We start from the raw sequence: 24,683 nt of genomic DNA, 5'->3' as shown, positions 1-24,683 counted from the left end.
CGACAGGGGCGACCGCCGGAACCCGAGATCGGCATCCCGATCAGGCCCGGCGCCCCCAGGGCGTGACGCGGATCGCGACGACAGTGCCGATGCCATAGGCGACCATCGCCGCGCCAACCAGCGCGAACATGGTCCAGGCCGGATGGTCGCTGGCGACCAGCCACCAGCCGCCGAATGCGATGACGACAAGCCGCAGCGAGCCGGCAAGCACAGGCCCGACAAGACGGCCGGCTCCCTGCGCCGCGAAATAGAGGCAGAGGCCGAGACCGTAGAAGCCGAAGGCCGGGCCCGCCCAGACAAGATAGGACCGCGTCGCAGCGATCACCGCCGGGTCGGATGTGAACAGGCGCGCCCAGCCTTCCGGGTGCAGCCAGCCGACGAGGCCGACCGAGCCGGTGATGAGGAAGGCCAGCGCGCCGCCGGTCCAGGCCGCGCGGCGGGCGCGGGCCGCATTGTTCGCGCCGATCGCCATGCCGACCATGGGCACCAGCGACACGCCGATGGCGAAGGTGATCGGGATCAGCAGGAATTCCAGCCGCGAGCCGATGCCGTAGCCGGCCAGAGCCTCGTCGCCGAAGCGGGCGACCAGCCGCGTCAGGATCAGCACCGTCAGCACCGACTGGAACGAGGAAAGGCAGGCGACCATGCCGACGCGCAGGATATCGGCGGCGTGGCTCCAGTTCAGCCGCACGCCGGCCAGCGGCAGCACGAAGCGCGCGCGGCCGGAGCGCAGGTACCAGAAGAACAGTGCCGCACCGAGGCCATAGGCGACCACCTGCCCGAGCCCGACGCCGACCATGCCGAGCCGCGGCAACGGGCCGAGCCCGAGCCCGAGCCCGCCGCCGACCACGATCTGCAGCGCCGCGACCGCGAGCAGCCCGGACGACGGCACGCTCATATTGCCCATGCCGCGCAGGACGGAAGCCAGCAGGTTGCACAGCCAGATCGCCAGCGCGCCGGCGAAGACGACGTTGGAATAGATCAGCGCCTGCCCGAGCGAGGCGCCCTGCCCGCCCAGCAGCCGATAGATCGACGGTCCCAACGTCAGGAAGATCGCGCCAACCCCGATGCCGCCACCGAGGCTGATCAGCACGGTGTGGAAGGCGAGCGAGCGGGCGCGGTCGATGTCTCCGGCGCCGATGGCGCGGCTGATCGCCGAGGAGACGCCGCCCCCCATCGCACCCGCCGACATCATCTGCATCAGCATGATCATCGGAAAGACCAGCGCCATGCCGGCCAGCGCCGGCGTGCCGAGCAGCCCGACATAGGCCGTCTCGGCGATGGCGACCGCCGCGCCGGCCACCATCGCCATCATGTTGGGCGTCGAGAGCCGCAGGATGGTCGGCAGGATCGGCGCCGTCAGGATCGGATTGGGCATCGCGGCCGCGGCGGTCATGGGCGGAGCCTTTCGGGCAAGTCTCGCAGCGCGTTTTGCTGCATATGCAGATAATCGGACCGACTGCGGGCGGAACGAGCCATCGTCAAGACGCCAGCCGTTCGAGGGCGCGGTCGAGGCTCGCATTGAGCGCCAGCGTCTCGTCGAGGCCAAGCGCTGCCTCGACGGCCGTCTGCGCCTTGACCCAGCCGGGCTTCGCCGCCCGCATCGCGGTGAGGCCCGCCGTCGTTAACGACAGGCGTCGCGTCCGGCGATCGTTCGGATCCGTGGTGAGACTGATGAAGCCCTGCCGCTCCAGTGGCTTCAGGCTGCGCGTCAGCGAGGTCGGGTCCATGACCATGCGCTCGGCGAGCTGGCCGATGCTGACCCCGTCATTCTGGCGCAGGCTCACGAGGATGCCGTACTGGCTGATCGTCAGGCCGTAGGGCTCCAGCGCCTGATCGAAGATCTGCGACACCCGCCGTGCGGCCTTGCGTACCCGCGAACAGGTGCAGGCGACGGGAATGCGGACGGTGGTGACAGCCTCGCTCATGCGGCGCATTTACCTGCATATGCAGCCTTTAGCAAGATCGCTCCCTTCAGGGCTTGCTTGCGGTCGCCGCATCGGACGCCGTAACCTGCCTGCCACCACGGTCATTCGACAGGCTCGATGACATGCGCGTCGGTTTTCGCCCCTTGCTGGTTATGGCAGTGCTGGCCGTGGCCATGCCGGCCCGGACCGCGACCGTCCAGGACTGTGCGCTGGTGCCGGACATCGTCTCGGCCGCCTCGTTCCTGCTGACCGATCCGAAGACCGAGCGCCGCTTCTGGCGCGACCATGTCAGCACCGACGCGGCCTATCTGCTGATCCGCTACGGCGACCTGTCGGAGGCACGCGCCACTGCCCTCGTCGAGGACCTGCGCCAGCGCCGCGTCGCGCCCGAACGCATTCAGGACCTGCGGCTGGCCCTCGCACCGCCGAACCGACGCATGGCTCTTCTGGACGACATGCAGGAGGGAGCGTCCACGCCGCCCGGCGGACCCGCCTTCTTCCGCGCCACGATCCTCGACGGACAGGCGGACTGGCTGTTCGGGGAGATGGCGCGACGGGCCGCGACCGCCGGAGCCGACCGCTCCGCCATCGCCCAGTTCCAGATCCGCCTCGCCGCGTCGCTGATCGATCTGGACGATACCCGCCTCGCGGAGATCGCCGCGAAGGCCGAGGCCCGCGGCCTCTGGTTCCTCGCGCTGGAACTGCTGGCGGTCCGCAGCGAGCCAGCCGCCTGGCTCGCGGCCCTGCGCCGCTCGCCGATGGCGCCGGCCAATGCCGACAGGCTGCGCGAGGCCTTTGCGCCCTACTGGCGCGGGTTCCGCCACTTGCGCCCGCGTCCCTACCGGTTCGAGGACCTGCCGGCCGAGCTCAAGATCGCGGCGGCCGCCTTGGACGCGGCAGTCCCCTCCGGTGCGCGCGATCTCGATGCGACCTTCGAGCTGGCCGGACTGGTCCCGCAGACACGCGCCATCCTCACCATCATCAACCAGACCGGCGAGCTGCGCATCGGCCGGGATGTCGCAAGGCCCCTCGTGACCGAAATCCGCGACCGCAAGCTCGATCCCGTACGCGACGCCGATCTGATCGAGGCGCGGATGATGGAAGGTGTGGTGGCCGTGCTCGGCGAGGATGTCGCCCGCCGGCATCTTGAATCATTCCGCCTGCATGGGCCGCCGCCGACCGAAACGGCGCTGCAATCGGCCGAGCGCGCCGTGGCCATCACGGCTCTCGCGCCTTTCGCCAGCGGCAATGCCGGAGAGGCGCCGGCAAGGCCGGCCGTCCTGTCGCGCAATTTCGACTGGGCCGGCTGGCGCAACGCCGCCGAGGCCATCCGCAACGAGCGCGACGTCTTCCCAAGCTACCGGGCCATCGCTGCCGACCTGCTGCACCGCATCGGCCGGCACCAGCAGGCCGTCGACGGGCTTGGCGTCATTGGCCAGACCGACGAGGCGCGCCGCATCGGCCATGCCATGCTGATGCGGCTGGACCGGCTCTGCGCCGGTCTGATCTGGCCCTCGCCGGTGCTCGGCGATCCGATCTACCGCTTCGACCCGCGTTGAAAGATCAGCGCAGCGTCGGGCTCCACGCCGGGTCCGAGGCGAAGTTCGGCGTCGGCACGACGTTCTCGGCCCGGGCGAAGATGTCCGCCTGATAGAGGCGCGGACCGCCGCCCTGTTCGCGGAAGAACATCACGAACAGGCCATTGGGCGAGAAGGTCGGCCCTTCGTTGTGATGGCCCGAGGTGATGATCCGCTCTCCGGAACCGTCCGGCTTGATCACGCCGATGGAGAACTGCCCGCCGCCCTGCCGGGTGAAGGCGATGTAGTCGCCGCGTGGCGACCAGACCGGCGTGCCGTAGCGGCCCTGGCCGAAGGAGATGCGGTTGGCGCCGCCGCCGCCTGCGCTCATCACGTAGAGCTGCTGCCCACCGCCGCGGTCGCTCTCGAACACGATCTGGCGGCCGTCCGGCGAATAGGAGCCGCCGGTGTCGATGGCCGATCCATCGGTGAGGCGCACGGCCGCGCGCGAGCGCAGGTCCAGCGAGTAGAGCGAGGAGCCGCCGCCCTGCTGCAGCGACAGCACGATGCGCTGGCCGTCTGGCGAGAAGCGCGGCGAGAAGGTCATACCGGGGAAGTTGCCGACCTGCTCGCGCTGCCCGGTCTCGATATTGAGCAGGAACACCCGCGGCTCACCGCCGGTATAGGCCATGTAGGTGATATCCTGCGACGAGGGCGAGAAGCGCGGGGTCAGCACCAGGTCGCCGCCGCGCGTCAGGTAACGCACGTTGGCGCCGTCCTGGTCCATGATCGCGAGGCGCTTCTGGCGGCGATCCTTCGGACCGGTCTCGTCGACGAAGACGACGCGGGTGTCGAAATGGCCCTTCTCGCCGGTGACGCGCTCGAAGATCTGGTCCGAGACGATATGAGCGATGCGCCGCCAGTTGGCCTCCTGCGTGGCGAACTGCTGGCCGTGCAGCTGCTGGCCCTGCGCGACGTCCCAGAGACGGAACTCGACGCGCGACCGGCCGTCCGCGCCCCGGCCCGCGCGGCCGGTGACGACGCCGGCGGCGCCCGCCTGCTGAAACTGCGCGAAATTCGGCGGCTGGTCCGGATCGACCGTCGCATTGCCGTAAGCCTGCCGCTCGATGACGCGGAAGAAGCCGGAGCGGCGCAGATTGTTCTCGATCACGCCCGCAATGTTGCGGCCCATGTCGCCCTCGCCGCCCATGTTCGGGATGGCGATGGGGAACGGCTGCACCTGCCCGCGGCGGATGTCGATGACGGGCGGCGCGCCCTGCGCGCGCGAATAGGGCGAGAACAGCGTCGTGCCGGTGATGGCGGCGCCAGCTGAAAGAATGGTTCGGCGGTTGAGCAACATGGTCATGGTCGGGTCCAGTCGAGCCTTCAAATGGCGCTACCAGCCGGTTTCGTCGAGGGTGTGACGACAACGGGGAGCATCATTCTGGGGTCTCAGCGCATCATTTCCTTGGGATCGAAGTTGAGGACGACCTCGCGCCACGTGTCGTAGCGCTCGCGCGGCAGGCGCACGCCGCCCTCGGCGGAACAGCGCATGACGGCGCGCACGGCCGAATTGGCGAGCACCTGGAAGTTGGAGTCGCCGCGGGGATTCTGCACTTCGGGCCGCGCGGTCACGGTGCCGTCCGGGTTGAACGAGACGCGCAGCCGCACGGCTGGCGAATTGCCCTCGCGCGCCGCGATCGGGATTTCCCAGCACCGCTCGGCCCAGGCGCGGATCGCGTCGATCTCGCGGCCGGTAATGCGGGAGGAGGCACCGGTGGCGGTGCCGAGCGAGGCGGTGCGGGTCGGCGCGGTCGCGCCAGTCGCCTCGGTCCGCGCGGCCTGCCGCCGGTCGTTCTCCTGCGAGGTCACGTTGAGGCGCGAGGCGATGGAATTCGGGTCGAACTGGCGGGCGTTGGCGCGCTCCTGGCGCTGCCGTTCGGCGCGCTCGCGGGCTTCACGCTGCTGGCGTTCGCGCTGCTCGCGGGCCTGCCGCTCGCGCTGTTCGCGCTCCTGACGCTCGCGGGCCTCGCGCTGTTCGCGCTCCCGTTGCTCGGCGACCCGGCGCTGTTCCTCGCGCCGCTGCTCTTCGCGGCGGCGCTGCTCGGCCTGACGCTGTTCTTCCTGCCGGCGCTGTTCCGCCTCGCGGCGCTGCTGCGCCAGAATCTCGGCCTCACGGGCCGCCTGGTCCTCACGGACCTCCTCTGCCGCTGCCGGCGGCGTCGGGCGCGGCTGGGGCTGCGGCGGCACCGGCATGGGCGGCGCTGCCGCCTGCTGCGCGGGCTGGGACGGCGGGGTTGCGGCCTGCGGCTGCGGCTCGGGACGCGGAGCCGGCGGCGGCGGCAGCTGGACGTTCTGGATGCGCTGCGGCGCCGTCGGCAGCGAGGCGTCGTCCTCGGTGCGCCGCTCCTCGGCCGCCTGCCGGTCGACGACCCGCTGCGGCGTCGGCGTCTGTTCGGTGGCGCGGCGGTCGCCACGGGTCGACTGGGCCGGCTCGTCGGAGACGATTTCGACGGGCACGCTCTCGCCCTCGTCGACCTTCGAGGGCGACGACAAAAAGCCGATCAGGGCCGCGACCACGAAGGCGACATGCCCTGCGACCGAAACCCCGTATCCAACCTTTTGCGGGTGGAGCGCCAACGCCGGTTACTCCTGCCCTCAGCGCGACGCGCGCTCGGTGGCGACCAGCGCCACCTTGGTGAAGCCGCCGCCCTTGAGCTGCGACAGCACGTCCATGATCGCCTGATAGTTCGCCGCCGCGTCGCCGCGCACGAAGATGCGCTCCTCGGCGCCGTTCTGGGCGGTCGAGCGGACATGCTCGACGAGCTGGGCCGATTCCACCCGGTTCTCGCCGACGAAGATCTCGCCGTTCTGCTTCACCGAGACGGTGATCGGCGGCCGGTCCTGCTGGATGGCGCGGGCCGAGGCCTGCGGCAGGTCGATCGGCACCGAGACGGTCATCAGCGGCGCGGCGATCATGAAGATCACCAGAAGCACCAGCATCACGTCCACGAAGGGCGTGATGTTGATCTCGTTCATGACGTGGGAGCGACGCCGCTTGCGGCCGCTGCCCCGTCCCCCGCCACCTGCGAGCTGAGCACCCATGGTTCTCTACTCCTCAGGCCGCGCGCTGGTCGTGGGCGCCGCCCTGCTGGTCGATCTGGCGCGACAGGATGGCGGCGAATTCGTCGGCGAAGCCTTCGAGGCGGTTGGCGATCTTGTTCACCTCGCCAGCGAGCTTGTTGTAGGCGATGGTCGCGGGAATGGCCGCGACGAGGCCGATGGCGGTAGCGAACAACGCCTCCGCGATGCCCGGCGCGACGACGGCGAGAGAGGTGTTCTTCGACACGGCGATGGCCTGGAAGGCGGTCATGATGCCCCAGACCGTGCCGAACAGGCCAATGAACGGCCCGGCGGAGGCGACCGTCGCCAGCACCATCAGGCGGGCTTCGAGCCGCTCGACCTCGCGCTGGATGGTGACATTCATCACGCGGTCGATGCGCTGCTGGAGGCCGGCGAAGGAGCGCGAGGCCGTCTCGTGGCTGCGCTTCCACTCGCGCATGGCGGCGACGAACAGGGCCGCCATGGCCGTGGTCGGCCGCTGCGCCAGCGTGCGATAGAGTTCCTCCAGCGACTGGCCCGACCAGAAGACCTGCTCGAAGCGGTCCATCTGGTTGCGCGTGCGGCGGAACATGATGATCTTCTCGACGATGATCGCCCAGACCCAGATGGAGGCCGAGACGAGGCCGAGCATGACCGCTTTCACAACCCAGTGAGCGGCCCAGAACAGGCCCCAGAGCGACACGTCATGGGAGGCGGCAGCCGCGGCTGTCTGGGCGACGTCGGCGGGATTCATGGGCAGCGATCCTTTTTCGCGACAGGTCGGCTTCGAGGTCGCGAACACCCCTCGCCACGGACTTTCGGAACCTGGACGGCAAGCGCTTCTGTGAAAAATTTGCGCTTAATCATCCCTTGAGGGGCGAAATGCCCCCTGAATATGTCGTGACCGTGGCGCGGAAGGTGCATCCGCGTGGTGACCTACCAAGCCATTGCTAAGGTTAAGGGCGAGTTATCTTCGGCACTGCAATATGCGCGGGGTGCCTATCACGCGTGCGCGCGGCAGGCCAGCGCGCCGCCCATCGTATCAGCCCCGCACGATCAGCATCATACCGCTCGCCACGGCGACCACCAGCATCGCCGCCCGCATGCGGGCGGCATCGACGCGGCCCGCGACCCGCGCGGCGACCCAGGCGCCGAGCGCGATGCCGGGCACGAACAGCACCGCGCGCCCGGCATCGGCGAAATCGAACCGGCCCGCCATCGCATACAGGCCAACGAACAGCACATAGGCCACGATCCAGTAGAGCCCCAGCGTCGCGCGCACCTTGTCTGGCGGCTGGCCCGCATAGACGATCCCGATCAACGGGCTATGGATGCCGGACAGGCCGCCCATGACGCCCGACACCAGGCTCACGGCGAAGATCGTCCGCAGGTCGAGCCTGAATCTCAGCCCCGCCAGCGCCATTCCGGTTGCGATGAGGATCAGGATGCCGAAAAGGCGCGGCAATTGCGCCGGATCGACGAAGGCCAGCGCGACGACCCCCGCCGCGGTTCCGATGGCGAGCCCCGCCGTCCCGGATGCGATCTCGCCCCGATCGACCAGGCCGAGCTTGCCCCAGACCATGGTCAACATCACCCCGAGAGCCGCGAACAGGGCTGGGGCGGGCACGAAGGCCGGCGCTGCGAGGGCCAGAACCGGAATCAGGACGAGGCTGAGGCCGACGCCGGTGACGACCTGGACCACGGTGGCGGCCGCCATGGTGACGGTGACGAGGGCGAGTTCGGCACCGCCGAAGCCGAGAATGCTCATGATCGAGGAAATCGGTCTGGAAAATGGGGACGAGCCCCCGTCACATCAGCCGCCGGGCGTCATGGCCCTGCGGAGCGCATCAGGAATGCGGATCGGCTTGCCGCCGGCGAGGAAGGCGACGCGAACGCTAGCCTCGACCAGCACCTCGTCGCCCCGCATGACCCGCTGGGCGAGATTGAGCGTCGCACCCTTCACCGCCTCCGTGCGGGTCTCGACGGTGAGCACGTCGTCGATCCGTGCGGGCCGCAGGAACTCGATGCCCATGGAGCGCACCACGAAAAAGAAGCCGGCGCCGGCCTCCTCCTTCGCCTGCTCGAACAGATCGCCCTGCGCAACGCCGAGCAGCCGCAGGAAATCCGTGCGCCCGCGCTCCATGAAGCGCAGATAGCTCGCGTGATAGACAACGCCGGAGAAATCTGTGTCCTCGTAATAGACCCGGACCGCCAGCCGATGCGTCTCGCCGTCAATGCGGCCGGCGAGATGCTCACTCATCCTCGTCGCCCTTGAACAGCGCGAACTGCGCCCCGTCGCGGTTCGGCTCGGCGAGGCCGAGGTGGCGGAAGGCATGCGAGGTGAGCAGCCGTCCGCGCGGCGTTCTTTGCAGGAAGCCCTGCTGAATAAGGAACGGCTCGATGATCTCCTCGATGGCGTCGCGCGGCTCGGACAGCGCCGCCGCCATGGTCTCGATGCCGACCGGGCCGCCGCCATAGTTGAGCGCGATGGCCGAGAGATAGCGCCGGTCCATGGCGTCGAGGCCGGCATTGTCGACCTCCAGCCGCGTCAGCGCCTCGTCGGCAATGGCGCGGGTGATGGTGTCGCTATCCTTGTAAATCGCGAAGTCGCGCACGCGCCGGAGCAGACGGCCGGCGATGCGCGGGGTGCCGCGCGCGCGCCGCGCGATCTCGTTGGCGCCGTCCGCCTTCATGCCGACGCCGAGCACCCGTGCGCCGCGCGTGACGATCAGCTCCAGTTCCTCCACCGTATAGAATTGCAGGCGAATGGGGATGCCGAACCGGTCGCGCAGCGGCGTCGTCAGCAGGCCCGCGCGCGTCGTCGCCCCCACCAGCGTGAACTTGGCGAGGTCGATCTTGACCGAGCGCGCCGCCGGCCCCTCGCCGATGATCAGGTCGAGCTGGAAATCCTCCATCGCGGGATAGAGAATCTCCTCCACCGCCGGGTTGAGGCGATGGATCTCGTCGATGAAGAGCACGTCGCGCTCTTCCAGATTGGTGAGCTGCGCCGCGAGGTCGCCCGCCTTGGCGATGACCGGGCCGGAGGTGGCGCGAAAGCCGACGCCGAGTTCTTTCGCGAGGATCTGCGCCAGTGTCGTCTTGCCGAGGCCCGGCGGTCCGACGAAAAGCACGTGGTCCAGCGCCTCGCCGCGCGTGCGGGCGGCCGAGATGAACACGTCGAGGTTCGAGCGCGCCTGCGCCTGGCCGATGAACTCGGCGAGCCGCTGCGGCCTGAGATGCGTGTCGGCATCGTCGTCGCGGCGCTCGGCGTCGAGGATTCGGCGGGGCTCGGTCATCGCGCCCTCAATAGGGGACGGGCGATGAACCGGCAAATTGCCGGCCTCAAGAGGACAGCTCCTTCAGCCCCATCCGGATCAAGGTCTGGGTATTCGCGCCCTCCCCCGCCTTCTTCGCGGCGGCAGCGATGGCGGCGGCCGCCTGCGGCGCGCCATAACCGAGGTTGGTCAGGGCCGAGATCGCGTCCTGCAAGGGCCCCGGCGCGCGCTTCTCGTCGACCTCACCGGCGAGCTTCGCCAGAGCCGGATCGATGTCGGTGAAGCCCGGCGCCTTGTCCTTGAGCTCGGTGACAATGCGCTCGGCAACTTTCGGCCCGACGCCGTTGGCGCGGCCGATGGCCGCCTTGTCGCGCATGGCGATGGCATTGGCGAGGTCGGAGGCCTTCAACGCCGAGAGCACGGAGAGCGCCACCTTGGCGCCCACCCCCTGCACGGCCAGCAGCAGGCGAAACCACTCCCGCTCGAGGTCGTTGGCGAAGCCGTAGAGGCGGATCATGTCCTCGCGGACCATGGTCTCGATGGAGAGCACGGCGGCCTCGCCCGCCGCGGGCAGCGACTGGAGCGTGCGCGACGAGCAATGGACCACATAGCCGACGCCGTGAACGTCAATGATCACCCAGTCCGGGCCGTAGCTGTCGATGGTGCCCTTGAGCTTGCCGATCATGGTGTTTCCGCCGCTTCTGCCACCCGCTTATAGCGGATTCGCGGGAGCGAACGGCCTCACTCCTCGCCCATAGTGGCCTGCAGCTTCTCGGCCGGGTAGTTTTCGCCGACGGACATCGCAAGAATGCGCGAGATGTGGACGCGTGGCAGCTTGGTCGCTTTCGCCCAGTCGTTGATCTGCGCCTGGATTTTCTTGAGGTCACCCTTGGAGGTCGCCTGCTCGCCGATGTCGAGGCCGGCGTCGCGTAGCGCCATCACCATGTCGCCGGAGGTAACGAAACCGTCATAGCCGATGAAGCGCAGGAAATACTGACCGGTCTTGCCGCCGAGCCTGGATCCGCGCTTGGCCATCAGGTCAAGAAGACCGACCTGGTCCTCCGCCGGCCATTCGCTCAGGAACTTGCCGAACGAGCCGTGCTCCTTCGCGACATGATCGACGAAGGCGGCATTGTCGCGCACCGATCTGATCTTCTGCGGGTTGCGGACGATGCGCGTGTCGCGGGCGAGGTCGTGCCAGAACTCGTCCGGCTGAAACAGCAGCGCCTTGGGCTGAAAGCCGAGGAAAGCCTCCTCGAAGCCCGGCCATTTCGCCTCGATCACGCTCCAGACGAAGCCGGCCGAGAAGATGCGCTTCGCCATTTCCGCGAGAATGCGGTCGTCCGGCACATCGGCAAGAGCTTTCTGGGGAGCAACGGCGGGCAACAGGCTCTTGAGTACATCCTCGCCGCCTTTCCGCTTGGCGGCGCGGGCGTGGATTTTCGCGAAATCGGTCATGGATAGTCCCTCTCCTGCCCGTCATCCCACGACGAATGCCGGATCGCGGCAAGAGGCGGACGCTACCGCCGGCCCACCGCAGTCCTGTGATGGGCATGGGTGACGGCGATGGCGAGCGCATCGGCGGCATCCATGGTCTTCGGATCGGCCTTCGGCAGCAGGATGCCGATCATCATGTGAATCTGGTTCTTGTCGGCGTGGCCGGCGCCGACGATCGACTTCTTGACCTTGGTCGGCTCGTATTCCGCGACCGGCAGCCCCGCCAGCGCCGGCACCACCATGGCGATGCCGCGCGCCTGGCCGAGCTTCAGCGTCGCCGTCGCATCCTTGTTGACGAAGGTCTGTTCGACCGCCGCCTCGTCCGGCGACCAGGCCGTCAGCACGTCCGAAATACCGCGGTAGAGCTGGGCGAGCCGGGAGGCGAGCTCGCCCTTGTCGTCGGAGGTCACCGTACCGCAGGCGACGAAGCCCAGCCGGTTGCCGGTGACATCGATCACGCCCCAGCCGGTACGCCGAAGGCCCGGGTCAAGGCCGAGAATGCGAATCGTGCCGTTCATAGGGAGCGAGTCTATCGAAGGGAACACGGCGGTTCTGCATTTTTGCAGAATCCCGCGAATGGTCGTCGGGCTGCCCTGATGTCGGAAAGGCTCCGTCCTCTCCGTCACGGCCGGGCTTGGCCCGGCCATCCACGACTTGAGCGCGACCGCGATGAGAAGTCGTGGGTACCCGGCACCGGGCCGGGCATGACGTGGATGGGTTCCGGCCGTCACCGGCGCTTGTACGGTCCAGTCAACGGCAAACCATCCCCATGCACGGCCGCCCCGCGCCCGCAGCCATACCCGGCGACCAGAATTTTCCCTATGCGGAAGAAAAACAGGAACATTGTTCGTGGAAGCGCTCGCAAGCCTCGGCTCTCCCCCGCCGCTGCTCGTCCTCGTCGCCGCATTCTTCGCCGGTACGGTGCGCGGCTATACCGGCTTCGGCTCGGCCATGATCTTTATGCCCGTGGCCGGCGCCTATCTCGGGCCCAAGGCCGCCATCGGCATCATGTCGATCATCGACGCCGTCATGCAGCTCGGCATGATCCGCTCGACCTGGCGCCATGCGCGCTGGGGCGAGATCGGCCCCTTGTTCATCGGCTATGTGGTCGGCCTGCCCATCGGCGTCTGGCTCCTCATGTCCATCGATCCGACGCCGGTGCGCTGGGTCACCTCGCTGTCCATCGTGCTGGTGCTGACGCTGCTGCTCACGGTCGGGCGGATCGAAGCGTCGCCCGGCCTGCCCGCGACCCTCGCCACCGGCACGGCCTCCGGCGTCATTTCCGGGCTCGCCAGCCTCGGCGGCATGGTCCTGTCGCTGTTCTGGCTGGCAGGCCCGAGCCACAACGAGGGCGTGCGCGGCTCGTCCGTCGCCTTCTTCGTGCCGGCCTCGGTCCTGTCGATGTCGCTGCTGGCGCTCGCCGGCATCTTCACGTCGGACGTGTTCCGCATCGCCGCCTGGACCATCGTGCCCTACGGCGTCGGCATCGGCCTCGGCTCGATCCTGTTCGAGAAGGCGAGCCCGCGCCTGTTTCGCCCCGTCGCCTTCGGCGTCATCGCCATGGCCGCACTCACCAGCCTGCCCGCGCTGGACAAGCTGCTGCGCTGAAGCAGAGCTTCACACGCCCATCTTGGCGACAAGCGCCTCGGACAGCTCGAAATTGGAATAGACGTTCTGCACGTCGTCATTGTCGTCGAGCAGGTCCATCAGGCGCAGCAGCTTCTCGCCGGTGTCGTCGTCCACGGCGACATTGTTCTGCGGCTTCCAGCTCAGCGCCGATTTCTTCGGCTCGCCGAACTTCGCCTCCAGCGCCTTGGAGACTTCCGCGAGGCTGTCGGCCGCGGTGGTCACCTCATGGCCGGCCTCGCCGGAGACGACGTCCTCGGCGCCGGCCTCGATGGCCGCTTCCAGCATGTCGTCGGCCGAGGCCTTGTCAGCCGCGAACTCGATCACGCCGACCCGGTCGAACATGAAGGCGACCGAGCCGGTCTCGCCGAGATTGCCGCCAACCTTGGTGAAATAGGAGCGCACTTCGGAAGCCGTCCGGTTGCGGTTGTCGGACAGCGCCTCGACGATGACCGCGACGCCGCCCGGGCCGTAACCCTCGTAGCGGATTTCCTCGTAGTTCTCGGCATCGCCGGCCGAGGCCTTCTTGATCGCGCGTTCGATCGTGTCCTTGGTCATGTTCTCGGCGCGGGCGGCGAGAATGGCGGCACGCAGGCGCGGATTGAAGGCCGGATCCGGCTGGCCCATCTTCGCGGCCACGGTGATTTCGCGCGACAGCTTGCCGAACAGCTTTGAGCGGGCCGCGTCCTGCCGGCCCTTGCGGTGCATGATGTTCTTGAACTGTGAATGCCCGGCCATGTGCCCCTCTTTCGGCGTTGCCAAGCCGGAAGTCGGGGCGCGGCCAGGGCGCGCCGCGCGGAGCGCCGGCTACAGGTTGCCGGTCTTATAGGCGCGCGAAATCACGAAATCCAGCCGGCCCGCGCGTCAGCGACGCGCGTTGAACGCCGCGGCCAGCAGGTCCATCTGCCCCGAAATGGCATTGGCGGCCACCGGCGCCTCGGCCCGCTCGGCGCCGAACAGCAGACGGTCCATGTGGATGATGCGCTCCTGCAGGCGCATCGCCTTGCCGATCAGGCCGGCGAGGGCCTCGGGCAGCTCGTCGATGGTCGCCTGCGGCGTCGGGGCGCCGACCGAGGACAGACGGACCTTGGATTTTTCCTGGGCGGCCTGTTCCTGCGTCAGCTCGCCCTCGTTGACCGCGCGCTGGAGCAGCAGCCAGGATGCGAGCTGCATCAACCGCGTCGTCAGGCGCATGCTCTCGGTGGCATAGGCGAGCGCGGCGCCACGTTCCAGGCTCTTGCTCTCGGAGCGGCCGGGACCGTCGAGATAGCCAGCCGTCTCCTCAACGAGGCTCATGCCGTCGCGGAAAAGCTCCTTGAAGGCAGGCGAGGTTGCGAGCCGCGCCCCGAAGGCGACGGCAGGTTCGGCGGCGGAAGAAACGCTCTCATGCGGCATCACGCGGACAACTCCCTCAGGGCCGGTGTGTGCCGTCGTCGGCCCGTGCTGTAAAGGCGATTGCCTCTGCAAGGGTAAACGCGGCCTTGGCCTGATGCAGCAAGGCAGGTGCCACCGCATTCTGTATCGAAACGGGACACCGGACGTGCTGGCTTGTCGCCATGAAGCGCCGTGACAGGAGCGGGTCCAAGGCGGGTCACATCCCACCCCAAACGGCTCTCCGCCGCAAGCCGAGCGGATAAAAAAAGGCCGCCCGGAGGCGGCCTTGAAGTCGAATACAGGGAGGCGTCAAACAGAGTGGACAGGAGCCACTCGCGTCCAGCGAACTGAACGATCCAATTGATAAACCGGAAAGGTTAACTCGCGGTTAACTCCCTCCGGTGCAGCCGGCGATTCTCGGCAAGACCCCGCTGCCGGGGTCACTCCGCCGCGATGGAAGCCGCCGCGACGCGCAGCGGCGCGGGGCGTGCGAGTGCCTCCGTCGGATGGACCGGCAGGATGCCTGTCGCCTCGCCCGCCTCGAAGGTGAAGCGCGCGCCAAACTTGCGCGCGAGCGCGCGCATCGCGAGGTTCGTCGCCGTCGACGTGATGCGGAGCTGCCGGAAGCGCGAATAGCGCGCAGCCGCGATCACCGCCTCGAACAGGCGGCTGGCGATGCCCCGGCGGCGGAAATCGTTCTCCACCGAAAAGGCGACGTCGGCAGGCTCGCCCGCGGTCGGCGGATGCAGCTCGGCCGACCCGCGCACAGCCCCGCCCGCATCGACATAGGCGAAGACGCGCGTTCGGCCCGCGAAGCAGCGCTGCGAATAGGCAGCGATGAAATTGTCGTCCGCGACGCCGTTGAACCGGTCGCGGCGGCCCTCCGCGTCCAGCCTCAAGAGGTGGTCGCGGTGCAGCGCCTGATCGGACTTCGACAGCTCGCGGATGGTGCCGAGCTCGTGATGGGCCCGTGCCATGGTGATCTCCTCATGGGTGATTCCCCGAGGACGCTCACTCCCTAGGCCCCAAATATTGTGCACCGCAACATGGAAGTCAACCGCATACGGCGCATCGTCCGCATGATTGGCGGGAGTGCGACCATTCGCCTCCTCGCTGCAACGCAGCATCAAACAGCCGTTCCGCTTGCCGAAAGCAAGCAGGCATAGCCCTCAGCTGCCGGCCCACACGTCCAGCACGTAGCGACCTTCCCGGCCCATGCGCTCGATCCAGGCCTCGCCCTCCTCCAGCGACACCTCCTTCTCGTCGCAGTAGATGCCGACGAGCGTCCGCTTGACGTCCGGCTCCATCCGGCTGCCGTCGCCGCAGACGAAGATGGTCGCGCCCGCCTCGATCATCGGCCAGAGTTTCGCTGCCTCCGCCTTGACGAGATCCTGCACATAGGTCCGCGAGCCGTTGTGGCGCGAGAAGGCGACGTGGAGGTCTGCGATGCCGTCGCGGGCGAAGCCTTCCAGTTCCTCGCGATAGATATAATCCTGGTCAGGATGGCGGCAGCCGAAGAACAGCGCCGCCGGGCCGAGCGCCTTGCCGCTCGCCTTGAGCGCGGCGCGCTCCTGACAGAAGCCGCGGAACGGGGCGAGCCCCGTGCCCGGTCCGATCATGACGATCGGCTTCGCCGGATCTTCCGGCAGGCGGAACCCGGCCTTGGTCTCGCGGATCATGGCCTGGATCACCGAGCCCTGAACCCGCCGGTCGAGGTGGTTCGAGCAGATGCCTTCGTAAGTGCCGTGGCCGGAGCGCGCCGGCCCCTTCACCACGCCGACCGTCACCGCGCAGCGCCCCGGCGAAGCCAACGGCGAGGACGAGATGGAATAGTAGCGCGGCGTCATCAGCGGCAGCATTTCGAGATAGCTGGCGAAAGGCAGCTCGCAGGCCGGATGGTCCTCCAGCAAGTCCAGCACGGAGCGGCGCTTCGTCCAGATCTCGCTCTTGTAGCCGCCCGGCTCCGCCTCCGAGGCCAGCGCCTGCAACTTCGGCCTGGTCATCGGGCAGCGGGTGGCGTCGGCCAGCGCCTGCACCTGCTTGCGCGTCGCGACTGCCTGCAGCTCGACATAGTCGCCGAGCAGCCGCTTCACCGCGATGGGCTCGCCGACTGGCAAGGCCGAACGGCGGCCGCCTTCGGCCGTCAGCTTGATCTGCGCACCATCATCGAAGCCGAAATGTTTCGCCGCGCGCTTCACCAGCGTCTCGGGATTGACCGGCACGACGGAGAGGTGATCGCCCGGCCGGTAGCTGGCACCGCCCGGCAGTTCCACCTCGATGTGCCTGGTCGAGCGGTCGAGCGCGGCGTCGCCCGTCTTCTTCTGAAGTTCCTTGTTGACCGCGATGGTCATCGGCCGGGCGCCCGCCGCATTGACCACCGGATTGGCGCTGGCGGGCGAGACCGTCTCGACCTGATAAAGCGGCGCGGCCTTGGCCTCCTGCGTGAAGTCGATGTCGAGCTTCAGCGCCTCGCCGATGGCCGGGTGGAGCGTGCCGAGCCAGTCCTGGAACTGACCGTCGAGGTCCTCGCGGGCATCGCCCTCGGCTCGGTCGCGGATGCGCGCCGCGCCCAGCGCCGCCAGCCGGTCGTCGAGCGCGCGCGGCACCGCCTGGTAGGTCGAGGCCCAGTCGCGGTTGCCGCAGCCGAAGACGGCATAGTTCATGCCCTTGAGCAGAGCCGGGTCGCTCGCCTCGTTCAGCCATTTGACGAAGCGCGCGGCATTGTCGGGAGGCCCGCCATTGTAGGAGGCGCAGGCGAAGACCACCGCGCCCTCCTTCGGCAGGTCGCCGACCCTGTCGTCCATCTCGGCGAGCGTCACGTCGAAGCCGTTGATCTCGCCGCCCTCGGCGATGGCGCGGGCAATCTCCTCGGTCGCGCCGAGGTTCGAGCCGTAGAGTACGGTCAGCTTGGCGCCATGCTTCGGGCGGGCGGCAACAGCCGCAGCGCCATTCGCCGCCGCCTGCGGCGCGCCGGCCGCCGCGATCATCGTGCCGCGCGTGCGGCCCGGCCGCTCCTTGACCTTGATCTTGAAGCCGTCGGGCTTGATCGACAGCGTTTCCTTGATCTTGAGCTGGTATTTCGCGTGATCGAACAGCTGGAAGCGCTGGAGGATCATGCCCAGCACCAGCGCCGCCTCCTGCATGGCGAACTGGCGGCCGATACAGGCGCGCTGGCCGTTGCCGAACGGCTTGTAGGCATTGACCGGCCGCTCCGCCTCGGCTTCGCGGGAGAAGTGGTCGGGGTTGAAGGCTTCGGGATCGTCACCCCACACCTTCTTGTCCCGATGCAGCATCAGCGTCAGCACGGTGACGAAGGTCTTGGCCTTCAGGGGATATTGCCCGCCGATCGTCTCGTTCTTGTAGGGATAGAGGCCGAAGGCCGGGGCGGTCGGCCAGAGCCGAAGCGCCTCCTTCAGCACCTGCGAGACATAGGTGAGCTGGTTGACTTGGCTGAAGGTGGGGGGCTGGTTGATGTCATTCCCCAGCACCCGGTCGACCTCCTCGGTCGCCCTGGCCAGCACGTCGGGGTGGTTGAGCAGGAAGTAGATGGTGAAGGACAGGAGCCCCGACGTCGTTTCGTGGCCCGCGATCAGGAAGGTGTTGATCTGGTAGCGGATGTTCTCGTCGGACAGGCCCTCGCCGGTCTGCTTGTCGACGCCGGCCAGCATGTAGTTGAGCAGGTCCTTCTGATCGCCGCCAGAGCGCCGCCGCTCGCGGATGATGTCGTCGACCAGCGTGTTCATGAAATTCACGTCGGTCTTGGCCTGCCCGAGGCGCTTCGCGAGCAGCAGATTCTCGAACGGCAGGCCCCGCTGCATCATGCAGGTCTCGAGCGTGCGGGTCAGCGCGTCGATGAAGGGGTGGTAGTCGCGCCGGTAGAAGGAGTTGAACCGGTAGTCGAAGCCGCAGACGCCGATCGTGTCGAGCGCCAGCGCGGTCATGTCGTGGACGACGTCGATCTCGTCGTCGGCGTTGAGGCGCTCCCATTTCAGGCAGAGCTGGGAAGCGATGTCCTGCATCATCGGCAGGTAGTTGACCATGGCGCGCTGCGAGAAGGTCGGCAGCAGGATGTTGTGCGCCTTGGCCCAGTTCGGCTCCTGCGTGTCGCCGGTAAACAGGCCGTCGCCGCCAATGGCGCGGATGCGCCGGAGCGAGCCGCGCACCGCCTTGTCGAACCGCGTCTCGTCGCAAAGCTCATCGACCAGATCCGCGCCCGAGGCCACGACCAGCGGCGTGCCCATCATGTCGAGCCAGTAGATGTCGCCGTGCTGCCGCGTCAGCTCCATCAGGCTCTGCAACGGCGTGTCGCTGTCCACCGTCAGCATGTTGCCGACGACGGGCTTCTTCGGCGGATGCGGGATGGGGGCGAGCGCGTTCGCGGCAGCCATAAGACGTTTCCCTCAATGATTTTCAGGCATTGAGGGGGTCTGTTTGGAATCTGTCAATCGTCGCGGCGGGCCGCTGCGGCAAGCTCAACCGTCCGTAGCGTCAACGCGACGGCGATTGCGCCCGGCGGGTCGCCGGCCGAACCGGCTGAGCTGGCGGCGAGGAGCCCGACGGCGCCTCGGCAGCCGGCGGATCGCCCCAGCCGCCTGCCGGTGCTGCGACGCGGATCGCCGCCTCGGGCTCCGCCTTCGCCGCGAAGGTCTGCACCGCGAGGCGAGCCGCGACCAGCGTCTGGGCGTCGAGGCGGGCCGCCACCTCGTCGCGCTTCTTGGCCGCGTCCTGATCGCCGCCGGCAGCGGCCAGCGCGAACCACTTGTAGCTTTCGGCGATGCTCTGATCGACGCCGAGGCCACGGGCGTAGAGGATGCCGAGATTGTACTGGCTGTCGCTGACGCCGTGCTCGGCCGCCTTGCGGAACCACTGTGCCGCCGTCCTGTAGTCCGGCCGCTCGCTCGCCTGTCCTTGCGCGAACATCACCGCGAGATTGTGCATGGCCTTGGCGTTGCCGGCATCGGCGGCGCGCTCGTAGAGACGGCGGGCGCGCTCGAAGTCGCGCAGAACGCCCGTGCCCTTCTCGTAGAGACTGCCGAGCCGGTACTGGGCCGGCGGGATGCCGGCGTCGGCGGCGCGCTGATACCATCTGGCGGCCTCGGCCGCGCTGGCGGCGACGCCCCTGCCCTCGAGATGGCGCGTGCCCATCTCATAGGCCGCGACGGGATCGCCGGCATCGGCAGCGGCACGCAGCGGCGCTGGAATCGTGAGGACGCGGCCGGTGCGGGTGTCGACGGGCTGCCAGCCCGTCGGCGAGACGCTCGTGCCGGACGGCTGGGCGCGCTGCACCGATCCGGTGGTTTCCGGGGCCGTTTCGGGCGAACTGGCCGGGGCGCCGGTCGCGGGCGATTCCGCCGGCGGCGGCAATTCGGCGGGCGTCGAGGTGGCCGAGGCCGGCGCGAAGCTCGTGGTGGGCACGGCGCGCGGCTGGTCGGCCGCGGTCGCGGGAGCCCCGGCGTCCGAGCGCCCCTGAGGGGCGGCGGTGATCGAGCGCGTCGTATCGTCGGCCGGTGGCGCACTGCGCAGCCGCGGCAGGGTCGAGAGACCGGCGGCAAGAACAAGCAGCGCCGCCGCGATACCCATCACGATGGTCTTGCGATTGGCGGAAAAACGCCCTTTCGGCGGCTCATCGGCCTCGTCGATCGGACGCGGCGCATCGACGGACGGCTCGATCAGCACTTCGGGGGCGGCATCGCGCACCACCGGCGCCGCTACGGCCGCCTCAGCACGCGCCTTGCGAGCAGGGCGCACCTCGGGGGTCTGTTCGGCCGCTTCCGGCTCGCCCGCTTCCTTCGGCGCCTTGCGCATCGCGCCGCGCAGCCTGGAGAACAGCGAAGCCTTCTCCGCCTCCGGCACGTCTTGGCGCGAGGGCGGCTCGGCCGCGGCGGCCTGGGCGGCGCGGCGGGCGGCGGCGATGAAGTCCGTTTTCGTGCCTGCGCCGGCGGAAGTACCGGGAACCGGGGGACGAAGGCGCGGCGCGCCCGAACCGGGCTCCAGCGGCAGGTCAACGCTGCCGGGCGGGCGGCTCGGCGCGGACTGGCGCGATATGGGGGCGGCGGCGCGCTCGGCGACCACCGAGGCCGGCGCCGGCGCGCGCCGGGTTTCGGCCGCATGCGGCGTCGCGGCGGGCTGGGCGGCAAGCGGCTGTGCCGGTGCGAGATCGGGCGCCGAGGCCGGAGCCTCGATCTCGGCGATGCGCTTCACCACCCGTTCGAGAGTGTTCTGGACGGCCTCGACCGATTCCTGCTGCCGGCGCGCGGCGGGCTCGGCCATGTCGCGGCGCGTCTCCGCTTCGCGCATCATCGCCTGGCGGGCGGCGCGCTCGGCGGCGTCGATCGCGCTGGAGCGCATCTCCTCCATCTGGACGAACAGATCGGAAAGGCCGCGCTCGATGGTGCCGAGCTGGGCGAAGCGTGCGTCGGATGCGTCGATCTTGGCGGCCAGCGACAGGATGTGCCGCTCGATCTCCGCCAGCGCGGCCGGATCATTGCCGCGTGAGTGGCTGGCGTCGAGCTTGTCGGCGAGCTTGCGCAGCGCGTCCTCGAGCTCCGGACTGGTGGCGGCAACAGCCGCCGCGGGCGCGGGCGCGCGCGAAGCCGTCTCGAGCCGCGTCGCGATCTCGTCGATCCGCGCCTCGATGGCCGAAGCCAGCGCTTCCGCGCCGTTGTCATGACGGGGGACGGCCAGTTCCTCGACCCGCCGGCCGAGCACGCCGATCTGCTGCGCCAGGGCATCGACCGCATCGCGGGTCGCCGCATCGGCGAGCATGGCCCGGACCGTCGCGGTCTCCTGCGTCAGGCGCTCGATCAGCGAGGTGTCGAGGCTTCTTGAGGCGAGCGCGTCGACCCTGGACGACAGGGCCCGAATCTCCTCGGCAATCCCCTCGGCCGGCATCAGCCCCGAGACGGTGCGCTCGAATTCCGCGACCAGCTTCTGCAAGGGCGCATCGGACATGCCCTGCGCCCGCGCCTCGTCGAGACGGTCCGCGATGGCATGAATCTCCGTCTCCAGCGTCTCGACGACGCGGCGCGGCGCCAGATCGACGAGCTGTTCGGAGAGCGCGGCGATGTCGGCGCGCAGTTCGGCAAGCGCCGCCTCGCTCTGATTCGCCTCGCGCGCGGACATTTCCTTGCGCATCTGCTCGATGCGGCCGGAAAGGACCTTGAGCTCGCGCTCCAGACCGTCATCGGCGGGCTTGGAGAAGGCTTCGATGCGCGCGGAGAGCTTGCTGATCTCCCCGGCGATGGCGGAGCGGTCCGGCGCCGGCTGCGGGCGCTGCGCCGGCTGGCGCAGCACCTCGTCGAGCTGGCGCCCGAGCGCGTCGAGCTTGGCGGCGAGCGGCGCGAGGTCGCGGTCGGCGGTGCTGGCAGCCGCCGCAACCGGGGCTGGCGGCGCAACCGGCGGCGCCGTCATGCCCGAATCGAGCTGGCGCTGGCGCGCGGCGATTTCGGCGACGGTCGCATCGATGTCGTGATGGATCGCCCGGGCCCGCTGCGGCACCGAGGCTCGCGGCGCGGGAGGCGCCGGCTGGGCGGCGGCGCGCGGGCCGGCCGGTGATTCGAGGTCGCGGATCGACCGCGCGATCTCGTCGAGGCGCGCATGGGCCTCCGAACGCTCCGGCGAGAGCTGGGGAGCGGCCGCGCGCGGCTGCGCGACATGCGTACCCAGCCGTTCGACCGCCTCGATGGCGGCAGCGGATCGCCGCTCGGAAATTTCCGCCAGGCGCGCGACAGCGTCGAGCGCCCGCACGAGGTCGCCATGCTCGTTCCGCGCGAGAGTCGCGGGCGGCAGAACCGGCCCCTGATCGCGCCGCGCCACGGCGTCGAGGCGCTGGGCGATGCTGTCGAGGCGGCGCGTGACCGTCGAGAGGCCGGTGTCGGTCTCCTGATGGGCGGCCGTCTCGGCCTGTTCCGCAATGGCGGAGTTGAGCCATTCGCCGAGCGACATGCCAGAGCGACGGGCCGCTTCCTTGGCGGCCTCGCGAGCATCCTGGTCGACGCCCTTCACACTCCAGGGGATTGTGTGTCGCATACCGGATCCGCAACGCTTGTCGAGGTTCGGGCCGCAACCGCCCATTGCTGGATCACAGGCTGCGCCCGGGGCATCCTCCGGCGCGAATCCGAGCCGCGCATATGGGGGTGTCCCGCATGCCAATCTTGGCAATCATGGTAAACGGAGCGTTAACGGGCGGGATTTTTGTTAACTTTGGCTTCAGAGGGTTCACTGTTACAATGGTCGCCGACGGTCGCCGACCTTGCATCTGTTCCGTACGGAGCCTCCCCTAACGGTATGTAACGTATCGGAACGCTGAGTGCCCTCCCCTCTGGGGGGCAGCTTCCGATATAGGGCTCCTATCCCAGAACGAGGTTTCCTAGCGCGCGAGGATGGAGCACACTATGGAACGGAAGGCATTCATGACTCGCAATAACGACGACGACGTCTTTTGGATCGAAGACGACGCGGAAGCGGCCAAGGCCGGTCCGGCCGTCTATACGATCGGAGATCTCGCGCGCGAGTTCGACGTGACGCTTCGTGCCCTGCGCTTCTACGAGGACAAGGGCCTGCTCTCGCCGCGGCGCGAGGGTCTTGCCCGCCTCTACAGCGCGACCGACCGCGTCCGTCTGCAACTCATCCTCAAGGGCAAGCGCCTCGGTTTCACGCTCGCCGAGATTTCCGAGATGGTCGAGGCGCACGAGCGTCACGACGCCGGACCGGACCAGCAGCTGAAACTGTCGCGCGAGAAGTGCCTGGAGCAGATCGCGCATCTCGAGCAGCAGAAGCGCGAGATCGAGGAAGCCATCACCGAACTGCGCCGCACCCACGACACGCTGTCGCAGATGATCGAGCGCAATCGCTGAATTCGCAGCCGCCGGCCCCCGCCGGCTTGCGCCTCCACCGAAAGGGCCGTCTCACAGAGGCGGCCCTTTCGCTTTGAGCGCGTTGGCAGCACCGCGCAGTTGCTGCATTGCACCCAGTGCATCCATACGGCTCTTGCGGGGCGTCCGGCTTCCTGTCATTGGCCTGCCCTCGCCCATCTCTCGCCTGCCGGAAGCTGCCGCCATGACCGCTGCGCTGTCTCTGCCCAAGGATCGCATCCGCATCCTGCTGCTCGAAGGCATTTCGGACACCGCCGTCGGCGCTCTGCGCGCGGCCGGCTACACCAATATCGAGCGTCTACCGAAGGCGCTGGACGGCGTGGCGCTCGCCGAGGCGATCAAGGGCGTGCACCTGCTGGGCATCCGCTCCCGCACCATGATCACGCCGAAGGTGCTGGAAGCGGCCGACCGGCTGATCGCCATCGGCTGCTTCTCCGTCGGCACCAACCAGGTCGATCTCGTCGCCGCCAATCGCGCCGGCGTCCCGGTCTTCAACGCCCCGTTCTCCAACACGCGCAGCGTCGCCGAACTGACCATCGCCGAAATCGTCATGCTGTTCCGGCGCATCTTCCCGAAATCGGTGAAGGCGCATCAGGGCGCGTGGGACAAGTCGGCGGTCGACAGCTACGAGATCCGCGGCAAGACGCTGGGCATCGTCGGCTACGGCAATATCGGCTCGCAGCTCGCCGTGCTCGCCGAGGCCATGGGCATGCGGGTCATCTATTTCGATCACACCGACAAGCTGCGTCACGGCAATGTCGAGCCGGCCGACGACCTCCGCGATCTGCTGGGTCGGGCCGATGTCGTTTCGCTGCACCTTCCCGAGACGCCCGCGACGCAGGGCATGATCGGCGCGCGCGAGATCGCGGCGATGAAGAAGGGCGCCTATCTCATCAACAATGCTCGCGGCACGATCCTCGACCTCGAGGCGCTCGCCGCCGCCCTGAAATCGGGTCATCTGCGCGGCGCCGCCGTGGACGTATTCCCGGTCGAGCCGTCGTCCAACGCCGATGCCTTCGTCTCGCCGCTGCAGGGGCTGGAGAACGTCATCCTCTCCCCGCATGTCGGCGGCTCCACCGAGGAGGCGCAGGAGCGGATCGGCGCGGAAGTCGCCCGCAAGTTCGTCGAATATTCCGATATCGGCTCGACCTGGGGCGCCGTGAACTTCCCCCAGGTGCAGTTGCCCGTCCGGCCCGCCGGCACGCGCTTCATCCAGGTGCAGCGCAACCTGCCCGGCGAGCTGCGCCGTCTCAACGACGTCTTCGCCGGACGCGGCATCAATATCGCCGCGCAGTACTACCAGACCGATGGCGAGGTCGGTTACGTCGTCCTCGATGCCGACGGCTCGGTCGAGGATGCCGAGGCGGTGCTCGACCAGATCCGCGATCTCCCCGGCACGATCCGGGCGCGCCTGCTCTATCGCGGCGCCTGACCGGCCAGCCACGGGCTGGCGGAGGCTGGCCCCGGACTTGCTCATCCTTATGCAATCGC

The 24,683-nt window shown here is 68.7% G+C and carries 21 protein-coding genes; 4 read left to right on the top strand and 17 right to left on the bottom strand.

The window, feature by feature from the left end:
- Positions 1-40: 40 nt before the first annotated feature.
- Together JNK84_RS01400 and JNK84_RS01395 are read right to left on the bottom strand one after the other, a co-directional pair.
- Positions 41-1,396: an MATE family efflux transporter gene (locus tag JNK84_RS01400; protein WP_293419645.1), complete on the bottom strand. Its 1,356-nt coding sequence runs from the start codon at positions 1,394-1,396 to the stop codon at positions 41-43.
- Positions 1,397-1,481: 85 nt separating this feature from the next.
- A complete protein-coding gene (locus JNK84_RS01395; protein ID WP_293419642.1) occupies positions 1,482-1,928 on the bottom strand; it encodes a MarR family winged helix-turn-helix transcriptional regulator in 447 nt (148 codons plus the stop codon).
- 122 nt (positions 1,929-2,050) lie between these two features.
- Between JNK84_RS01395 and JNK84_RS01390 the strand changes: the two genes are divergently transcribed.
- A complete protein-coding gene (locus JNK84_RS01390; RefSeq protein WP_293419639.1) occupies positions 2,051-3,487 on the top strand; it encodes a hypothetical protein in 1,437 nt (478 codons plus the stop codon).
- 4 nt (positions 3,488-3,491) lie between these two features.
- Here the strand turns inward: JNK84_RS01390 and tolB are convergent, their stop codons facing one another.
- From tolB to ruvC, 10 genes are all read right to left on the bottom strand, one after another.
- Complete coding sequence (tolB, locus tag JNK84_RS01385; RefSeq protein ID WP_293419636.1) at positions 3,492-4,811, bottom strand: Tol-Pal system beta propeller repeat protein TolB; 1,320 nt, start codon at positions 4,809-4,811, stop codon at positions 3,492-3,494.
- Positions 4,812-4,897: 86 nt separating this feature from the next.
- Entirely contained in the window at positions 4,898-6,085 is a 1,188-nt protein-coding gene (locus JNK84_RS01380; RefSeq protein ID WP_293419633.1) for a hypothetical protein, read from the bottom strand.
- 18 nt (positions 6,086-6,103) lie between these two features.
- The gene (gene tolR, locus JNK84_RS01375; RefSeq protein WP_293419630.1) at positions 6,104-6,550 is read right to left on the bottom strand and encodes a protein TolR; all 447 of its coding nucleotides are present in this window, start codon (positions 6,548-6,550) and stop codon (positions 6,104-6,106) included.
- A gap of 13 nt (positions 6,551-6,563) precedes the next feature.
- Positions 6,564-7,301 carry a protein TolQ gene (tolQ, locus tag JNK84_RS01370; RefSeq protein ID WP_293419626.1) on the bottom strand — a complete coding sequence of 246 codons (738 nt, stop codon included), beginning with the start codon at positions 7,299-7,301 and terminating at the stop codon, positions 6,564-6,566.
- A gap of 288 nt (positions 7,302-7,589) precedes the next feature.
- The gene (locus JNK84_RS01365; protein WP_293419623.1) at positions 7,590-8,315 is read right to left on the bottom strand and encodes a sulfite exporter TauE/SafE family protein; all 726 of its coding nucleotides are present in this window, start codon (positions 8,313-8,315) and stop codon (positions 7,590-7,592) included.
- 45 nt (positions 8,316-8,360) lie between these two features.
- Positions 8,361-8,807, bottom strand: a complete 447-nt coding sequence (gene ybgC / locus JNK84_RS01360; protein WP_293419620.1) for a tol-pal system-associated acyl-CoA thioesterase — start codon at positions 8,805-8,807, stop codon at positions 8,361-8,363.
- The gene (ruvB, locus tag JNK84_RS01355; protein WP_293419617.1) at positions 8,800-9,843 is read right to left on the bottom strand and encodes a Holliday junction branch migration DNA helicase RuvB; all 1,044 of its coding nucleotides are present in this window, start codon (positions 9,841-9,843) and stop codon (positions 8,800-8,802) included. Before ruvB ends, ybgC begins: the two co-directional genes overlap by 8 nt.
- A gap of 46 nt (positions 9,844-9,889) precedes the next feature.
- Positions 9,890-10,507: a Holliday junction branch migration protein RuvA gene (ruvA, locus tag JNK84_RS01350; protein WP_293419614.1), complete on the bottom strand. Its 618-nt coding sequence runs from the start codon at positions 10,505-10,507 to the stop codon at positions 9,890-9,892.
- A gap of 56 nt (positions 10,508-10,563) precedes the next feature.
- Entirely contained in the window at positions 10,564-11,280 is a 717-nt protein-coding gene (locus JNK84_RS01345; RefSeq protein WP_293419611.1) for a DNA-3-methyladenine glycosylase I, read from the bottom strand.
- Between the two features lie 62 nt (positions 11,281-11,342).
- Entirely contained in the window at positions 11,343-11,837 is a 495-nt protein-coding gene (ruvC, locus tag JNK84_RS01340; RefSeq protein WP_293419608.1) for a crossover junction endodeoxyribonuclease RuvC, read from the bottom strand.
- A gap of 331 nt (positions 11,838-12,168) precedes the next feature.
- Here ruvC and JNK84_RS01335 point away from each other — a divergent pair, with 331 nt between their 5' ends.
- Complete coding sequence (locus tag JNK84_RS01335; RefSeq protein WP_293419605.1) at positions 12,169-12,927, top strand: sulfite exporter TauE/SafE family protein; 759 nt, start codon at positions 12,169-12,171, stop codon at positions 12,925-12,927.
- 9 nt (positions 12,928-12,936) lie between these two features.
- Here JNK84_RS01335 and JNK84_RS01330 read toward each other — a convergent pair whose 3' ends face one another.
- The 5 genes from JNK84_RS01330 to JNK84_RS01310 all read right to left on the bottom strand — a co-directional run bounded on the left by JNK84_RS01330 (position 12,937) and on the right by JNK84_RS01310 (position 22,347).
- Entirely contained in the window at positions 12,937-13,683 is a 747-nt protein-coding gene (locus tag JNK84_RS01330) for a YebC/PmpR family DNA-binding transcriptional regulator (RefSeq protein WP_293419602.1), read from the bottom strand.
- Between the two features lie 126 nt (positions 13,684-13,809).
- On the bottom strand, positions 13,810-14,340 hold the full coding sequence (gene rcdA, locus JNK84_RS01325; RefSeq protein WP_293420343.1) for a protease adaptor protein RcdA: 531 nt from the start codon (positions 14,338-14,340) through the stop codon (positions 13,810-13,812).
- Positions 14,341-14,759: 419 nt separating this feature from the next.
- The gene (locus JNK84_RS01320; RefSeq protein ID WP_293419599.1) at positions 14,760-15,296 is read right to left on the bottom strand and encodes a GNAT family N-acetyltransferase; all 537 of its coding nucleotides are present in this window, start codon (positions 15,294-15,296) and stop codon (positions 14,760-14,762) included.
- Positions 15,297-15,488: 192 nt separating this feature from the next.
- Positions 15,489-18,707: a bifunctional cytochrome P450/NADPH--P450 reductase gene (locus JNK84_RS01315; protein WP_293419596.1), complete on the bottom strand. Its 3,219-nt coding sequence runs from the start codon at positions 18,705-18,707 to the stop codon at positions 15,489-15,491.
- Positions 18,708-18,807: 100 nt separating this feature from the next.
- Positions 18,808-22,347 (bottom strand): hypothetical protein, encoded by a 3,540-nt coding sequence (locus JNK84_RS01310; protein ID WP_293419593.1) that lies wholly within the window; start codon positions 22,345-22,347, stop codon positions 18,808-18,810.
- A 383-nt stretch (positions 22,348-22,730) separates the two neighbouring features.
- On the opposite strand from JNK84_RS01310, the gene JNK84_RS01305 reads away from it, so the two are divergent.
- Both JNK84_RS01305 and serA read left to right on the top strand, forming a co-directional pair.
- Positions 22,731-23,174, top strand: a complete 444-nt coding sequence (locus JNK84_RS01305; RefSeq protein WP_293419590.1) for a MerR family transcriptional regulator — start codon at positions 22,731-22,733, stop codon at positions 23,172-23,174.
- Positions 23,175-23,376: 202 nt separating this feature from the next.
- Positions 23,377-24,624, top strand: coding sequence for a phosphoglycerate dehydrogenase (gene serA, locus JNK84_RS01300; RefSeq protein ID WP_293419587.1), 1,248 nt, complete (start codon positions 23,377-23,379; stop codon positions 24,622-24,624).
- The last annotated feature ends 59 nt before the right edge of the window (positions 24,625-24,683 follow it).

The sequence above is a fragment of the Phreatobacter sp. genome, assembly GCF_016793595.1.
Lineage (GTDB): Bacteria > Pseudomonadota > Alphaproteobacteria > Rhizobiales > Phreatobacteraceae > Phreatobacter.
This window is presented reverse-complemented; position numbering and strand designations above follow the sequence as displayed.

What these genes read in the sequence shown, in the direction of transcription:
- JNK84_RS01400 (WP_293419645.1), bottom strand. Translation starts at nt 1,396, where the DNA reads ATGACCGCCGCGGCCGCGATGCCCAATCCGATCCTGACGGCGCCGATC.
- rcdA (WP_293420343.1), bottom strand. Translation starts at nt 14,340, where the DNA reads ATGCCGCATGAGAGCGTTTCTTCCGCCGCCGAACCTGCCGTCGCCTTC.
- JNK84_RS01395 (WP_293419642.1), bottom strand. Translation starts at nt 1,928, where the DNA reads ATGAGCGAGGCTGTCACCACCGTCCGCATTCCCGTCGCCTGCACCTGT.
- serA (WP_293419587.1), top strand. Translation starts at nt 23,377, where the DNA reads ATGACCGCTGCGCTGTCTCTGCCCAAGGATCGCATCCGCATCCTGCTG.
- JNK84_RS01365 (WP_293419623.1), bottom strand. Translation starts at nt 8,315, where the DNA reads ATGAGCATTCTCGGCTTCGGCGGTGCCGAACTCGCCCTCGTCACCGTC.
- JNK84_RS01320 (WP_293419599.1), bottom strand. Translation starts at nt 15,296, where the DNA reads ATGGCACGGGCCCATCACGAGCTCGGCACCATCCGCGAGCTGTCGAAG.
- ybgC (WP_293419620.1), bottom strand. Translation starts at nt 8,807, where the DNA reads ATGAGTGAGCATCTCGCCGGCCGCATTGACGGCGAGACGCATCGGCTG.
- tolR (WP_293419630.1), bottom strand. Translation starts at nt 6,550, where the DNA reads ATGGGTGCTCAGCTCGCAGGTGGCGGGGGACGGGGCAGCGGCCGCAAG.
- JNK84_RS01345 (WP_293419611.1), bottom strand. Translation starts at nt 11,280, where the DNA reads ATGACCGATTTCGCGAAAATCCACGCCCGCGCCGCCAAGCGGAAAGGC.
- JNK84_RS01330 (WP_293419602.1), bottom strand. Translation starts at nt 13,683, where the DNA reads ATGGCCGGGCATTCACAGTTCAAGAACATCATGCACCGCAAGGGCCGG.
- tolB (WP_293419636.1), bottom strand. Translation starts at nt 4,811, where the DNA reads ATGACCATGTTGCTCAACCGCCGAACCATTCTTTCAGCTGGCGCCGCC.
- ruvA (WP_293419614.1), bottom strand. Translation starts at nt 10,507, where the DNA reads ATGATCGGCAAGCTCAAGGGCACCATCGACAGCTACGGCCCGGACTGG.
- tolQ (WP_293419626.1), bottom strand. Translation starts at nt 7,301, where the DNA reads ATGAATCCCGCCGACGTCGCCCAGACAGCCGCGGCTGCCGCCTCCCAT.
- JNK84_RS01315 (WP_293419596.1), bottom strand. Translation starts at nt 18,707, where the DNA reads ATGGCTGCCGCGAACGCGCTCGCCCCCATCCCGCATCCGCCGAAGAAG.
- JNK84_RS01390 (WP_293419639.1), top strand. Translation starts at nt 2,051, where the DNA reads ATGCGCGTCGGTTTTCGCCCCTTGCTGGTTATGGCAGTGCTGGCCGTG.
- JNK84_RS01310 (WP_293419593.1), bottom strand. Translation starts at nt 22,347, where the DNA reads ATGCGACACACAATCCCCTGGAGTGTGAAGGGCGTCGACCAGGATGCT.
- ruvB (WP_293419617.1), bottom strand. Translation starts at nt 9,843, where the DNA reads ATGACCGAGCCCCGCCGAATCCTCGACGCCGAGCGCCGCGACGACGAT.
- ruvC (WP_293419608.1), bottom strand. Translation starts at nt 11,837, where the DNA reads ATGAACGGCACGATTCGCATTCTCGGCCTTGACCCGGGCCTTCGGCGT.
- JNK84_RS01305 (WP_293419590.1), top strand. Translation starts at nt 22,731, where the DNA reads ATGACTCGCAATAACGACGACGACGTCTTTTGGATCGAAGACGACGCG.